We start from the raw sequence: 14,519 nt of genomic DNA, 5'->3' as shown, positions 1-14,519 counted from the left end.
ACATTTTACAGACGGAAGCGGCTCACCAGATCGTTGAACGAGGTGGCCAGGCGCGACAGATCCTGGGTCGATGCGCTGGTCTGATGGGCACCGGCCGCGGTCTGCGTGGACAGGTCCTGAATGTTGATCAGGTTCCGGTCCACTTCACGGGCCACATGGGCCTGCTCTTCGCAGGCGCTAGCAATCACCAGGTTGCGGTCATTGATCTGCGCGATCCCGGTGGCGATGGATTGCAACGCCTCGCCGGTGGCCTTGGCCAGCACCTGGGTATCGCCCACCAGCCCCTGACTCTTGCCCATGGCGGCCACGGCCTGATCCGCACGCGAACGTACCGCCCCGATCATGCTTTCGATCTCGCCCGTCGAAGACTGGGTCCGTGCCGCCAGGGCCCGGACTTCGTCGGCAACCACGGCAAAACCGCGTCCCTGCTCGCCGGCACGGGCCGCTTCGATGGCCGCGTTGAGGGCCAACAGGTTGGTCTGCTCGGCGATCCCGCGGATCACATCGAGCACCTTGCCGATATCGCGTACCTGTACCGCCAGGTCTTCGACTATGGTGGTCGACGACTGGATCTCGACCGTGGCGTTGTTCACCGCATCCACGGCGTTGCGCGCCTGCGCCAGGCCGTCGGTGGCCTGGCTGCTGGCGGTCTTCGAAGCTTCGGAGGTGGAAATGGCATTGCGCGCGACTTCTTCCACCGCCGAAGTCATCTCGGTAACGGCCGTGGCGGCCTGCTGAATCTCGTCGTTCTGGCGCAGCAGCCCGCGACTGCCGTCTTCGGTGACCGCATTCAGTTCTTCCGCAGCCGAAGCGAGCTGATTCGACGCGTCAGCGATCTGGTGAATGGTCGCCTTGAGGCCTTCCTGCATCTCTCCCAGCGCCGTCAGCAACTGCCCGGTCTCGTCGCGCGCAGCGCTGCCGATGGTGTGGGTCAGGTCACCCTTGGCGATCAACTGGGCGCTGGCCACTGCCGTGGCGATGGGGCGGCTGATCAAGCGGCTGATGAACAGCCCGAGTGCCAGGGCAGCCAGGAATGCCAAGGCGATGCCGATGTACAGCACGGTGATTGCCGCCTGTTCCTGCTCTTCGGCGTCACGTGCGCCTTCGCCGATCTGCCGGTTGTTGGACTCGACCATGATGGTCAACTCGTCCATGACCGTACGATAGGCCTGCTGGATCTCGCCCGACATCAGCGCGCGCGCTCCCTGGACGTTGCCGGAATCGAGGACGGTCAGCACTTTCTGGATCTGCGCCTGATAGATTGGCCAGTCACGTTCCATCTGGTCGCCAGCGGCGCGCTCGTCGTCCGCCAGCGGCGTCTTGCGATAGATCGCGAAGGCCTTCTCGCTGTCCGTCTGGTTGGTGGTCATGGCCTGGCGGATGGTGTCCTTGACACCCTGCGCATCGTTCTCCGCGTGAGCGGCTATCAGCGCATACAGATCCTTGAGCTGGGCAATCGCCTTGCTCTTGGCTTCGGCCGTCTTGGAAACCGACACCAGGTTGTTGGAGAACACCAGCTTGAGACTGTCCGACAACTGGCTGACGCCTCGACTGCCCAGCAGGCCAACGCCCAGGGTGATGAGCGCACACAACCCGAAGGCCGCGATCAATTTGGTAGATAACTTTGCATCGCGCAGCCACGTCATACGGAAATCCTGTCAGGTCGACCGAAAGCACCGCAGAGTCGGCGCCTTGCATAAAGGTCATGGGCGTTATGAGCGGTCTATCGGCGCGCACCCTCGAAGCTTGAATGACGTTCGTCGCTTGGCCCATCGCACACACCCGGCCAGGTTTCCGGCGACCAAATGCACACGAATGCCGATCAGCGGCGGGAACACTTATGGAATAATGGCTGTCTGACATCACTTCATCCTCCACCTGGCCCTGCGAGGCCATCATGACCGATCTACACCGCCGAAATCCGTGCCGCCTGCCCACGCTTCTGCTGCTCAGTCTGCTCACCGTGGTGGGTCTTTCCATGCTCTGGGAATTCCACCTCGAAGCCTCCGTCATGCATTGGCTGAACCTGCCCTACGACGGTGATTTCGAAGACGCCGAACGCTGGCGCTTCGTCCTGACGGCCTCGGGCTTTTCGATGCTGTCCCTGATCCTCCCCACCGTTGTGCTCAAGCGCCTGGTGGTCAATACGCAATCGAGCTATCGGCGCCTGCAAATCATCCAGGCGCAGACCGAGACCCTGGCCAAGTACGACGCCCTCAGTGGGCTGATCAATCGACGCGTATTCATGGACGTCCTGCATAAACAGCTGGACGAAAGTCGGCCCGTGGCGATCTTGCTGATCGACCTGGACCACTTCAAGGCCATCAACGATCAGCACGGTCACTCGGCGGGAGACAGCGTGTTGGTGGAGATCGCTCATCGACTGCAGGGCATTGCCGCAATCCACGCGGGCACGGCCGCGCGCCTGGGCGGGGACGAATTCTGCCTGATGTTCCAGGGCCGTCGGGAAGAAAGCGAACTCAGCGAAATCGCCGAGCTGACGGTGCGCTGGCTGAGCGAGCCGGTACTGGAAGCCACCCTGTGCGGGCGCTTGGGCGCGACCATCGGCATTTCCCGTTCATGGATGGACGCCAGGGAAGCCTCGTCCCTGCTGCATTGCGCAGACACCGCCATGTACCGGGGGAAGAACACCGGACGCTCGACGTTCAATTTCTACGACAACGATTACGAGCGGCTGATGCGCGCTCAAGCCGATCTGGATCTGGCGCTCAAGCACGCGGTGGACCGAGAAGAAATCGTGCCGTTCTTCCAGCCCATCGTCACCCTGCCCTCACAGCAGGTCGTGGGTTTCGAGGTCCTTGCACGCTGGCTCAAGCCCGATGGCAGCACCGGCATGCCTGGGGATTTCATACCGATCCTGGAGCGCCTGGGGCTGATTCCGGCAATGACGCGCTCGCTGGTCAGGCAAGCCTGTCGAGCGGCCAGCCGCTGGGATGACCACCTGCATCTGTCGCTGAACGTCAGTGCGACGATGATCACCGACGAGCTGTTTCCGGATCACCTCTTCGATCAACTCAAACAGGAGAACTTCCCGTTCGATCGATTCGAAGTCGAGATCACCGAAGAAGCGCTGGTGGGTAACCTGGAAGCAGCCCAGCGCAACCTCAGCAAACTGCACGGGCATGGCATCAGCGTCGCGTTGGATGACTTCGGGATCGGCTACTCCGGCCTGTATCATCTGACTCGGCTGTCCATCGACAAGATCAAGATCGACCGTTCCTTCTTCGAAGCCGGAAACATCGACCATCTGCCCATGGTCGAGGCCATCCTGGGGATGGCACGCAGCCTGAACATGAAAGTGACGGCGGAGGGCATCGAGGATTTCCACCAACCCTACCTGCCCAAATGGCTGGCGGAAAACGGCTGCCACTACGCTCAGGGCTACCTCTATGGGTATCCGCAGGCAGGCAGCACGATAGCGACTGCCGTTCATGGGCCTTCGATCGCCTGCATCGTGGCTCAGAACTGAACGCGGCGACCCGTTACCGGATAGCTCGGGTCGGTGTACCCCGGCGTCGAGCTATGGCCTGCCACGACCAGGCCATCGACGAAAGCCTCGTCTTCCTCGGTAAACCGATACTGCAACGCCGGCACATAGTCCCGCCATTGCGCCTCGGTACGCGGGCCGGCAATCGTCGAGCTGATCAATCGGTTGTTCAGTACCCACGCCAAGGCGAACTGCCCGGACGTGATGCCCCGCGCCTGGGCGTGATCCTTGATTCGCTGGGCCAGGTCGAGCGACTCGGGACGCCATTCGGTCTGGTGCAATCGCGGATCGCTGCGCCCTGCCCGCGTGTCGCTGCCGGGCTCGGCTCCGGGCTCGTACTTGGCGGTCAGCACGCCGCGCGCCAATGGGCTGTAGGAAACCACACCGATGCCGTAATGCTCAGCCGCTGGCAGATGCTCGCTCTCGATCTGCCGATTGGCCAGGTTGTACAACGGCTGGCTGACGGTGGGCCGCTCGACGTTCAGCAGGTCTGCCACACGGCAGAATTCGGCAAGCTTCCAGCTGCTGTGGTTCGACAACCCGTAACCCCGAATCTTGCCGGCACGTATCAGATCGGCCAAGGCACGCACCGTTTCCTCCACGGGGGTGAACGGGTCTTCGCGGTGCACGTAATACAGATCCAGATAGTCAGTCTGCAACCGGCGCAGGCTGCCTTCCACCGACTCGACCACACTGTGCCGCGATGCCCCGCGTCCATTCGGTCCCTGGACGCCCGGGTTGGGATTGACGAACTTGCTTGACAGCACCCAGCGCGAACGCTGGCCGGCGATCAGCTTGCCTACCGTGATTTCCGAGGCGCCATCGTTGTAGTTGTTCGCCGTGTCGATGGCGTTGATGCCCTGCTCCAAGGCGTCGTCGACGATGCGCTTGGCAGTGGCGTCGTCGGTCTGGCCGCCGAACATCATGGTGCCCAGGGTGATTTCGGAAACCTGAAGACCATGACGGCCCAGGCGTCGGTATCTGATGTCACTCACAGGTACATTTCTCCATTGACGGAAACAGCCATCGCGATGGCTCGGTTCCTCGATGCTGGCCTATCCCACGCGATCCATCAAGCTCGGAGCCTATCGCCAACATCGACAAATACTATTGAAGTTCAGCCAGGCATGGCCGATAGACTGGTCATACCCCTAACAGAACGACGTGCTCATCGATTGGCCAGGACGCCAAAACAACGATAGAGCCTATGGAGCAGCTCATGGCCGCCACCCACCTCAAGGAAATGCAAGCCGACGTGCAAGATGCCGCACTCCAGTTGGAGCTGCTGTATCAGATGCTCAGCGGACACGCCCTCTTCCTGCGCAGCCGAAACATCGACCATCTGATCGATGACGTGTTGCTGATTGAAAACCAGGCAGGTGCCCTGGCACTGTCGATCCAGGACTTGAAAGGTGCAGCATTGAGAATGGGCAAAGCCGCGTAGCTCTGGCGCCTATCATTTGCAGCTATCATTTATTCCATTCAGTTCTTTTTAGAGAGCCTTTGGTGATTATCCAGACATAAGCGTCAGTGCTACTGTCGGTCCCATAACGATCAGCAGTTGCGTGACTTCTTATGCCTAACTATCTGGATGCCCATCACCGACACTCCATCCTGCAATTGCAGGCCACCTGGACGGCGCGCAGCGAGTGGCCTACGTGGCTGTTGCTGTTGGGCATCACCGGCGGCTGGTGGGTTATTGTCACGCTGAGCCCCTCCATCGGGCGTGTGCTGACCCTGCTGCTGTTGATCCCCCTTATCACGCTGTGGATGTCGCTGCAGCATGAACTGCTCCACGGGCATCCCACGCGCTGGCGCGCCGTGAACAAGTTGCTGGGCTACGCGCCGCTGGCCATCTGGTATCCCTACACACTGTATCGCGACAGCCATCTGGCCCATCACCGCGATGAAACCATCACCGTGCCGCAGCACGATCCCGAAAGCCGCTACCTCGATGCCCAGGCCTGGTCGGGCAGCGCCGGGCTGGGGCGAGCGCTGCACTGGCTGAACAAGACCCTGCTCGGTCGTCTGAGCGTGGGCCCGGCGCTGGCGCTGGCCGGGCTGGCCAGAGAGCAGTGCGATCGACTGGTGCGCGGTGACAGGCAGGCCTGGCTGATGTGGACGACCCACCTGGCGTGCGTGGCGGTACTGTTCTGGTTCATCACCCGTCACGGCGTGCCGGTGATCGACTACCTGCTGGCCAGCGTGCTTGCCCTTGCGTTGTCCATGGTCCGCTCCTATTACGAACATCGCCCAGCCGATGCCCCCGAGCAGCGTTCGGTGCTCAACGAAGCGGGCTGGCCGTGGCGCTGGCTGTTCCTCAATCTCAATCTGCACCTGGTCCATCATGACCTGCCGGGGTTGCCTTGGTACTACCTGCCCCGGGTCTACCGCGAGCGGCGGGCCGACTGGCTGCAACGCAGTGGGCATTTTCTGGTCAATGGCTACAGCGAACTGTTCCGCAACTATGCGGTACGCCCTGTGGACAGCCCTCTGCACCCGCGCAGCGCCAGCGCCTGAACATGAGTCGTGAAGTGATCGCCGAACTGTCGATGTACCCCGCACCCACCGCCGTCGGGAGCGCCTACCAGCGCTGGCTGGAAGAAACCCTGCAGTTGCTGGGTATTCAACGACGGGACAACTGGCAGGGCTCCCTGCACGAGCTCTGGCTGCATCCGCAACTGGTGCTCGCGCAAACCTGCGGTTTCCCGCTGGTCACAGAGCTCAGGAAACAAGTCCGCGTGGTGGGCCGACCCTGTTTCACGTTGCCCGATGCATCAGCTGGACAGCACTGCAGCCTGTTGATCGTTCGCCATGATGACCCACGACAGACCCTTCCCGAGTTCTTCGACTGCCGCGGCGCCTACAACAGCATTGACTCCAACAGCGGCATGAACCTGTTGCGCCACGCGCTCATTGCCCATGTGCGCGACGGTCGATTCTTCAAGCGTCTCGAAGCGACCGGCAGCCACCGCCAAAGCATCGCTCACGTGGCTCTGGATCGAGCCGACCTGGCCGCCGTCGACAGCGTGACGTTCGCCTACCTGGCTCGGCATGCTCCGAGCGAGGTGGCGGGCGTGCGCGTGCTGGCCCGTACCGCCGATGCGCCGACCCTGCCGTTCATCACCGGCTTTCAGGGCCCGGAGCCGGAATCGATCCGAACGGCGATGAACGCCGCCCTGGCCAATCTGCCCGAGGTGGCTGAGGTGCTGGGCATCGTGACGGTCGAGGAAACCGCCTTGAAGGACTACAACATATTGCTGGGGTATCGGGAGGCAGCTCGGCTGGCGATCACCCAGCAGGAACTGTGGTGAGCATCCTCGCCGTGGCGCTGACTTCGTGCCTGCAACGCTATTCAGGACGGTAATGCGCTGGTTCCGCCGTTGTCACAGCCTCATCACCCACAGGAGGATGAGCCAGTGAAAATGATTCAAGCAGGCGTGCTCAACGTCGCGTACCGGGACCTCGGCCCGGCCGAAGGGCCCGCGGTCGTGCTGCTGCATGGCTTCCCCTACGACATCCGCGCCTACGACGCGGTGGCCGAACGGATCACCGATGCCGGTTGCCGATGCATCGTCCCCTACCTGCGCGGATACGGCGGCACGCAGTTCATCGCTGCCAACACGCTTCGCTCGGGTGAGCAGGCGGCCTTGGGGGCGGACCTGCTGGCATTGTTGGATGCTTTGAACATTCCACAGGCTGTACTTGCCGGCTACGACTGGGGCGGCCGCGCCGCATGTGTGGTGTCCGCCCTATGGCCCGAGCGCGTCGCGGGACTGGTCAGTTGCGAGCCGGGCTACAACATCCAGGACATTGCCCATGCGACCCGCCCCGCCGCCCCGGAAGCCGAGCATCGCTTGTGGTATCAGTACTACCTGCACGGCGCCCGTGGTTACGCAGGGCTTGAAGCCGATCGGGATGCCTTCTGCAAGCTGCTGTGGCAACTATGGTCGCCGACCTGGGCATTCACCGATGAGGTGTTTTCGGCCTCGGCGCAGTCGTTCCACACCCCCGACTTCGTCGACGTGGTCACGCACTCCTATCGCCACCGCTTCGGACTGGTCGACGGCGATCCGCAGTACGCAGCCATCGAACAGAGACTGGCGAAGCAACCGGTCATCGCCGTGCCGACCGTCATCCTGGCCGGTGCCAGCGACGGTGTCACTCCGGTTCAGGATGAGCAGCAGGCGCTACGACGATTCAGCGGCCCTGTTCGTCGGACGATTCTCGAAGGCGTGGGCCACAACGTCCCGCAGGAGGCACCGGATGAATTTGCTCGGGCCGTGTTGAGTCTGGTGGGGCCGTGAGGCCCTGACCATCGTGTCGCCCATCGATTGGCGTCGAGTGCCTATTCACTCAAGAGCGTGCGCAGCAGCTCGATCATAGGCTCGACCGCCGGGCTGCTTCGGTTGGGTGCCTGCACCAGATGCAATTGCCGAGACGGCACGGAATCATCCAGATCGCGAACGACAATGTCTGCCCTGCAGGTTGTAGTGGACAGTTTCGGTGCCAGCGCCACCCCCAATCCTGCAGCGACCATTGCCTGGGTTTCCTGATAGTCGTTGGCCAACAGGGCGATGCGCGGCGTGAACTTGCACTGGGCAGCGGCGCGGTGCAGCAGCTCGGTGATTTCATGACCATCGGATCGGCATACCCAGGCCTCCTTGGCGAGTTCGGCCAGGTTCAGAGGTCCTGCCTCCTGCGCCATGGCATGCCCGGCTGGCAAAAGCACCACTGTAGGGTCTGTGCGCAACTGCAGGGTCGACCCGGGTTCGTTCAGCCACGGGTAGGTCCAGGTAATGGCCAGATCGAGCTCACCCACGCCGATGAGTTGACGCAGCGCCACTAAGCGCGTGCTGCGCACATCCAGAGTGATAGTCGGATGCCGCGCCCTGAAGTCCATGACAATGCGCGGCAACAATGAAGATCCAAGCGTCGGAAATACCCCCAGTGACAGGTGGCCCGCGCGGCCTTCGGCGACACTGCGCAGTTCCGTCTCGAGCTGCGCCATCTGTGCCTCGATCAGGTTGACCCGGCGCATGACCCGCTCCCCGGCATCGGTAAGCGCCATGCCATGGGGTCGACGCTCGAACAATGGCAGCCCGATCACGCTTTCCACGCGCTGTACCGTTTGAGACACCGCCGAGGGGGTCAGGTGCAAGCTGCGCGCGGCAGCGGTCATCGAGCCGACTCTGCCGACTTGTGCCACTACTCTGAGTTTTTCGATATCGAGCTTCATGGAATAAGCCTGCTGGCTGTTAAGCCAGCCTTCAATCAATGTTTAGTATTTGTCGTTAGGCTTAATGATCTGCCGTTGATATCTTTTTATCAAGCGCTGCAATCCGCGGCAGCAGTACTCCCCAGACACAATAAAAACAAAAGGCACCGCTCATGAACCTACGACCCAATCTGGCCCCGAAAACAGATCACTGCCAGGCCCATCCGCCCGCCCCCTTTACTGTTCTTGTCCCATTCGATCTCTGCTGAGGAGCACCGACATGTTGGCTCTCCTCGGTTTTGCCACCTTGGGTGTGTTCATGCTGTGCGTCATCCGCAAATGGATGACGGCCTTCGTCGCGATCATTGTCGTACCCGCATTTTTCCTGCTGTTCACCGGCCAGGGCGCAGAGCTTGGCGAAATGATCGCCGCCGGCATCAAGACGGTAGCACCCACTGCCGTGTTGCTGTTGTTCGCCGTGCTGTATTTCGGCTTGATGATGGATGCGCGTTTGTTCGACCCGCTATCGCGACTGATCATCCGCGTGTCCAAAGGCGATCCAGTCAATATCTGCGTGGGCACCGCCGTCCTCGCCTGCCTGGTCGCCCTGGATGGCGACGGAACCACCAGCTACATGATCATCTGTTCGGCTTTCCTGCCACTGTACAAGAGGCTTCACATCAACCCCTTGATCATCGCGACCATCGCCACCATGGCGCTGGGTACTGTGTCCGGAACGACCCCCTGGGGCGGTGCTGCAACACGGGCTGTCAGCATCCTGCACCTGGACGCCAGCGAGTACTTCGCGGCCATGCTCGGCCCGATGATCCTGTCCTGCGCCTTTGTCTGCCTCATTGCCTACGTGCTGGGGCGCAAAGCGCGCAAAACAATCGATCCGCAGCACATTGCGCAGGTTTCCGCGCAGATCATTGCCGAGAGCTGCGAGGTCGAGCACGCCGCCAACTGGCGAACGGCATTGAACGCTGCTCTCACCGTCCTGCTGCTGCTGTGCCTGGTCTGGGGTATAGCCAACCTCATGGTGTTGTTCATCGCCGGTTTCGTCATCGCACTGTTCGTCAATGTGCCGCGTGCTGCCGACCAAGGCGCTGTCATTCAGCGGCATGCAGCAAGTGCCGTGCCTGTGGTGATGCTGGTGTTAGGGGCAGGGGTCTTCACGGGGATCTTGACTCAAACCGGCATGACCACGGCGATGGCCGAAGCCTTCGTGGGCGGTCTGCCCAGCCACCTCGGCTCGTTGATCCCTCTGGCCACCGCGTTGATCGGCATCCCCCTCAGCTTCTTCATGGCCAACGACGCGTACTTCTTTGGCATCGTGCCGGTACTGGCGGAAATGGCCGCGCGCTACGACATCCCCGCCATGGAGATCGCGCGCGCCGCCGTCATCGGCCAGATGGCTCATTCGATAGGTCCGGCATCGGCACCCTTGTGGGCCTTGCTCGGCATCATCAAGGCAGACCTGGGCGACTTCCAGAAATTTGCCTGGAAATGGGTGCTGCTGGCATCGCTGGCCTACATGACTTTTGCCGTTCTGACCGGGGCGATTTCCGTCTCCAGGTAGATCCCGCTCTAGGTGGCGAATTTTGACTCCATCCCCGCAATGCGGCCTTGACCGAGGTACCGACACGCCTTGTCGATACCTCCCCTCACGATTGGACTCACCATGAAACTGACCTCTGCTATCGCAGCACGTACCTGCAGCCTGACCTTCGAGCACTTATCCCCACAGGCCTTGTGGAACGCCAAGCTTGCGATCCTCGACACCGTGGGCTGTGCCCTGGCAGGCGCACGTGAACCCGTGGTACACACGCTGCTACGGACCTGGGGACTGAACACCCTGGGCGACGTACCGGTACTGGGCAGACACGAACGACTGGACCCGCTGTGCGCGGCCCTGGTCAACGGCGCTGCGGCCCATGCGCTGGATTTCGACGACGTGAACATCGCCATGGGCGGACACCCTACCGCGCCGATGCTGCCAGCCTTACTCGCCTTGGCCGCTGAAGGAGGATACACCGGCCGCCAGCTGCTGCTGGCTTACGTGGCCGGCTTCGAAACGCAGACACGCCTGGCACGGAGCGTCAACTTTCATCACTACGACAAGGGCTGGCATCCCACTGCCACCTTGGGCGTGTTCGGCGCAGCTGCGGCCAGTGCTCGATTGCTTGGCCTCGATGAACAGCAGACCTCGATGGCCTTGGCGCTGTGCGTGTCGTTGGCCTCAGGCGTCAAGGCCAACTTCGGCACCATGGCCAAGCCCTACCACGTCGGCCACGCCGCCAGGAACGGCCTGATGGCGGCGCTTCTGACCCGCAACGGTTTCACCGCAAGCCTGGATGCCTTCGAACATCGCCAAGGCTTCTTCGAAGTGTTCAACGGACCCGGCAACTACATGCCAGCCCTGGCACTGCAGAATTGGGCTGCGCCCCTGGACATCGTGGAGCCAGGTATCGGCATCAAGCTCTACCCTTGCTGCGACAGCACACACACCAGCCTCGATGCCCTGTTCACGCTGCGCCGCGATCATCCTTTCGAGGTTCGCGACGTTGCAGCCATCGAGGTCTACCTGCATCCACTGCGCTTGACCCATGTCGACCGCCCGCTGCTGCGGACCAGCCTGGATGCCAAATTCAGCGTGCAATATTGCCTGGCCCGCGCCCTGATCGACGGCCGTATCGTGCTCGACAGCTTCAGCGAACATGCCTTCAAGGACGCCGAAGCGCTGACCCTCATGCAACGCATACACGCCCTGCCTCACCCCACTCCCTCTCTAGCCAGACCGGGCAACTACCTGACCGAGTTGCACATTCGATTGCACGACGGGACGCAGCTGACCGTGCGATCGCACAGTCCTGCTGGCAGAACCGCCGACCAGCCAGCCCCCCTGGAGAGCATCATGACCAAGTTCAACCATAACGCCGCCAAGGCTTTGGATTCGCAAGCGGTTGCGAACTTGCGCGATACCCTCATGCGCATGGAGCAATTGCAGCGCGCCGAGGTGATCGGCGATCTTTGCATGGCGCGTTGAACGTCGGTAAAACGCCAGGTGCGTCCTGGTTCAGGCACTGCGGAACACAGTGCCCAATAGAGGAAACACCTATCAGTTCATTACGCAAGCCTCAGGAGCGTGTCGTTGAACCCACTATGGACGATTGCCCGCTTCAGCCACCTGTGCAGTCCAAGGGCCGACCTGCTTGCTCAGGGAAAGCCCCAGGCCGGGGCGTGTCGGCACCAACATGCGGCCTTCGCGCGTTTCGAGGCGTTCGTTGAAAAGTGGCTCGAGCCATTCGAAGTGCTCGACCCAGGGCTCGGTCGGATAAGCCGCCGCCAGGTGCACGTGTAGCTCCATGGCAAAATGGGGAGCCAACATCACCCCAGCCTGTTCGGCCATCGCGGCGACTTTCAGATAGGGGGTGATACCCCCAACCCGGGGAGCATCGGGCATCAGGAAATCGGCACCTCGCAGCCGGATGAATTCGGCGTGCTCGGCGACGCTGGTCAACATCTCGCCCGTAGCGATCGGTGTGTCGAACTGTTGCGCGAGCGCAGCGTGGCCTTCGGCGTCGTAGCAGTCGAGCGGTTCTTCGATCCAAATCAGATTGAACTCCTCGAATCGCCGGCACATGCGCTGCGCCGTCGGACGATCCCATTGCTGATTGGCATCCACCATCAGCGCGAAGTTGTCGCCCAGGTGCCTACGCACAGTACTGACTCGCTCGATATCAATGGCGCAATCAGGTTGGCCGACTTTGAGTTTGATGCCACCGATGCCCTTTTCCCGCGACAGGTCCGTATTTTTCAACAGTTGGTCCAGCGGTGTGTGCAAAAAGCCACCTGAGGTGTTGTAGCAACGTACCGAGTCACGTTGCGCGCCCAGAAGACGAGCCAGAGACAGGTTGGCACGTTTGGCTTTGAGGTCCCACAGTGCCACATCGAATGCACCGATAGCCTGGGTTGACAAGCCACTGCGGCCAACCGAAGCACCTGCCCAGCACAGTTTGGTCCACAGCTTGGCAATGTCGCTCGGGTTCTCACCGATCAACGCCGGCGCGATCTCCTTGGCGTGGGCAAACTGACCAGGGCCACCGGCCCGTTTCGAATAGCTGAAGCCTAGGCCCTTATGGCCATCGACCGTCTCGATTTCGGCGAAAAGAATCGCAATTTCAGTCATGGGTTTCTGCCGGCCCGTGAGCACCTTGGCGTCGCTGATAGGGTTGGCCAGGGGCAGAAAGACCGAGGAGACCTTGACATAGGCGATTCGGTCGCCGTCGGATGATGTGTGGTTTTGTTGTTGTCCAGGCATGGTTTGTTGTCCGAGCATGGTGCTCTCCTTGTTGTGAAGGTGGGTTATGCGTCATCAAGAGCGTGCATCAGCCAGTCAGCTCTTCAGTGGCTCGGATACAGGCGTCGGCAAGTCGTTGAGTTCGTCGATGTCCATGCGCTTGAGCGGGCCGACGATGAACAAGTAGGCAAAGGCGCCGAGCAGCCCCATGGCGGCCACATACATCAACGCCGCATCGAAGGAACCCAACTGATTCACCAGCACGCCGATTGCAATCGGGGTAACGATGCTGGCGATGTTGCCGCAGAAGTTGAACATCGCACCGCTGATGCCCATGGCACGCTTTGGCGAGACATCACCGACGATGCACCAGCCCAGATTGCCGACGCCCTTGGCGAAGAACGCGATCGACATCACCAGAATGACCAAGGGCACGGACTGGGTGTAGTTGGCGACGACGATACTGCTCGACAACAGCAAGCCACAGATGATCGGTGTCTTGCGGGCGGTCGTCAGGCTGCAGCCCTTCTTGAGCATCCAGTCGGACCATACACCGCCGATCATGCCACCCAGGCACCCGGCGATGGGGGGAATAGCCGCAACCAGACCGACCTTGAGCATGGTCATGCCCTTGGCTTCGATCAGATAGGTGGGGAACCAGGTCAGGAAGAACCAGGTAATGGAAGTCAAACAGAACTGCCCCAGGTAGATACCCAGCATCATCCGATTGGCACCAATGGCGCGAACATTCTTCCAACTGAAGGGCGTCTTGGCGTCGCCGATGCCAGGCAAGCCGCCTCCTGCTTCGATGTAGTCGATTTCTGCCTGATTGGCGCGTTTGTCCTTGCGAGGTTCGTGGACCATTTTGAACCACAGCAGGCCGATGAGTATCCCTGCCCCACCGGTCCAGAAGAACACGTGCTGCCAGCCAAAGCTATTGAGCAGCAGCACCATCACCGGGGTGAAGGCTGCCAGGGCGAAATACTGCGCCGATTGGAAGATCGCCGTAGCCAAGCCGCGCTCGTGGCGCGGAAACCACATCACGGTCAGCCGGTTGTTTGCAGGAAAGGCAGGAGACTCGGCCACGCCCATCAGAAAACGTAGTATGAAGAGTGCCAGAAACGCGGAGCTGAACAGATCCACGTAGCCCTGCAGGAACGTGAGCGTCGACCAAAGAATCAGGCTGATGCCCAACACCAGCCGCGAGCCGAACCGATCAAGCACGATCCCACCTGGGATCTGCATGCTGGTGTAGGCCCAGCCGAATGCCGAAAAGGCGATGCCCATGGTCATCGCATCGAAACCCAAGTCGGCGCGCATGGCGGGTGCGGCTATCGATAGCGTAGCGCGGTCGACGTAGTTGAACACCGTGACGATAAAGATCATCGCCAGGATGAGATAGCGGACGTTGGTCTTTTCGACCGGGGATGCGGGTATCTTCACTTTTATTATCCTTATTGTGTTTGTCGCGGTGCGAGCTTGAAGTCGACTGC

Annotated in this window: 12 protein-coding genes and 1 pseudogene; 7 read left to right on the top strand and 6 right to left on the bottom strand. The window is 61.2% G+C overall.

Going from position 1 to position 14,519, the window contains the following annotated elements:
* Positions 1 to 5: 5 nt before the first annotated feature.
* Together B2V21_RS21515 and B2V21_RS21510 are read right to left on the bottom strand one after the other, a co-directional pair.
* On the bottom strand, positions 6 to 869 hold the full coding sequence (locus tag B2V21_RS21515; protein ID WP_376787094.1) for a methyl-accepting chemotaxis protein: 864 nt from the start codon (positions 867 to 869) through the stop codon (positions 6 to 8).
* Positions 864 to 1,646 (bottom strand): annotated as a pseudogene (locus tag B2V21_RS21510) (MCP four helix bundle domain-containing protein); the annotation flags it as partial. The gene B2V21_RS21515 and the pseudogene B2V21_RS21510, both read right to left, overlap by 6 nt.
* Before the next feature lie 251 nt (positions 1,647 to 1,897).
* Here B2V21_RS21510 and B2V21_RS01180 point away from each other — a divergent pair.
* Positions 1,898 to 3,490 carry a putative bifunctional diguanylate cyclase/phosphodiesterase gene (locus B2V21_RS01180; protein WP_286915780.1) on the top strand — a complete coding sequence of 531 codons (1,593 nt, stop codon included), beginning with the start codon at positions 1,898 to 1,900 and terminating at the stop codon, positions 3,488 to 3,490.
* Here B2V21_RS01180 and B2V21_RS01175 read toward each other — a convergent pair.
* Positions 3,481 to 4,503, bottom strand: coding sequence for an aldo/keto reductase (locus tag B2V21_RS01175; protein ID WP_286915779.1), 1,023 nt, complete (start codon positions 4,501 to 4,503; stop codon positions 3,481 to 3,483). The genes B2V21_RS01180 and B2V21_RS01175 overlap by 10 nt on opposite strands.
* Positions 4,504 to 4,727: 224 nt before the next feature.
* Between B2V21_RS01175 and B2V21_RS01170 the strand changes: the two genes are divergently transcribed.
* The 4 genes from B2V21_RS01170 to B2V21_RS01155 all read left to right on the top strand — a co-directional run bounded on the left by B2V21_RS01170 (position 4,728) and on the right by B2V21_RS01155 (position 7,815).
* Positions 4,728 to 4,952 (top strand): hypothetical protein, encoded by a 225-nt coding sequence (locus tag B2V21_RS01170; protein ID WP_156463136.1) that lies wholly within the window; start codon positions 4,728 to 4,730, stop codon positions 4,950 to 4,952.
* Between the two features lie 131 nt (positions 4,953 to 5,083).
* Positions 5,084 to 6,028 (top strand): fatty acid desaturase, encoded by a 945-nt coding sequence (locus B2V21_RS01165; protein ID WP_286915778.1) that lies wholly within the window; start codon positions 5,084 to 5,086, stop codon positions 6,026 to 6,028.
* A 2-nt stretch (positions 6,029 to 6,030) separates the two neighbouring features.
* Entirely contained in the window at positions 6,031 to 6,822 is a 792-nt protein-coding gene (locus B2V21_RS01160) for a phosphate/phosphite/phosphonate ABC transporter substrate-binding protein (protein WP_286915777.1), read from the top strand.
* A gap of 111 nt (positions 6,823 to 6,933) precedes the next feature.
* On the top strand, positions 6,934 to 7,815 hold the full coding sequence (locus tag B2V21_RS01155; protein WP_286915872.1) for an alpha/beta fold hydrolase: 882 nt from the start codon (positions 6,934 to 6,936) through the stop codon (positions 7,813 to 7,815).
* Between the two features lie 41 nt (positions 7,816 to 7,856).
* Here the strand turns inward: B2V21_RS01155 and B2V21_RS01150 are convergent, their stop codons facing one another.
* Positions 7,857 to 8,747: a LysR family transcriptional regulator gene (locus B2V21_RS01150; RefSeq protein WP_286915776.1), complete on the bottom strand. Its 891-nt coding sequence runs from the start codon at positions 8,745 to 8,747 to the stop codon at positions 7,857 to 7,859.
* A 259-nt stretch (positions 8,748 to 9,006) separates the two neighbouring features.
* On the opposite strand from B2V21_RS01150, the gene B2V21_RS01145 reads away from it, so the two are divergent.
* Both B2V21_RS01145 and B2V21_RS01140 read left to right on the top strand, forming a co-directional pair.
* Positions 9,007 to 10,305, top strand: a complete 1,299-nt coding sequence (locus tag B2V21_RS01145) for a CitMHS family transporter (protein WP_286915775.1) — start codon at positions 9,007 to 9,009, stop codon at positions 10,303 to 10,305.
* A 102-nt stretch (positions 10,306 to 10,407) separates the two neighbouring features.
* Entirely contained in the window at positions 10,408 to 11,772 is a 1,365-nt protein-coding gene (locus tag B2V21_RS01140; protein ID WP_286915774.1) for an MmgE/PrpD family protein, read from the top strand.
* A gap of 114 nt (positions 11,773 to 11,886) precedes the next feature.
* Here B2V21_RS01140 and B2V21_RS01135 read toward each other — a convergent pair whose 3' ends face one another.
* Together B2V21_RS01135 and B2V21_RS01130 are read right to left on the bottom strand one after the other, a co-directional pair.
* Positions 11,887 to 13,047, bottom strand: a complete 1,161-nt coding sequence (locus B2V21_RS01135; protein WP_286915871.1) for an L-talarate/galactarate dehydratase — start codon at positions 13,045 to 13,047, stop codon at positions 11,887 to 11,889.
* A gap of 75 nt (positions 13,048 to 13,122) precedes the next feature.
* A complete protein-coding gene (locus B2V21_RS01130; RefSeq protein ID WP_286915870.1) occupies positions 13,123 to 14,412 on the bottom strand; it encodes an MFS transporter in 1,290 nt (429 codons plus the stop codon).
* Positions 14,413 to 14,519 lie beyond the last annotated feature (107 nt).

Origin of the sequence: Pseudomonas sp. UBA6276, assembly GCF_002438365.1 — a bacterium.
Taxonomy (GTDB): domain Bacteria; phylum Pseudomonadota; class Gammaproteobacteria; order Pseudomonadales; family Pseudomonadaceae; genus Aquipseudomonas; species Aquipseudomonas coleopterorum.
Note: the sequence above shows the minus strand (reverse complement) of the source record. Positions and strands in the feature narration are given on the sequence as shown.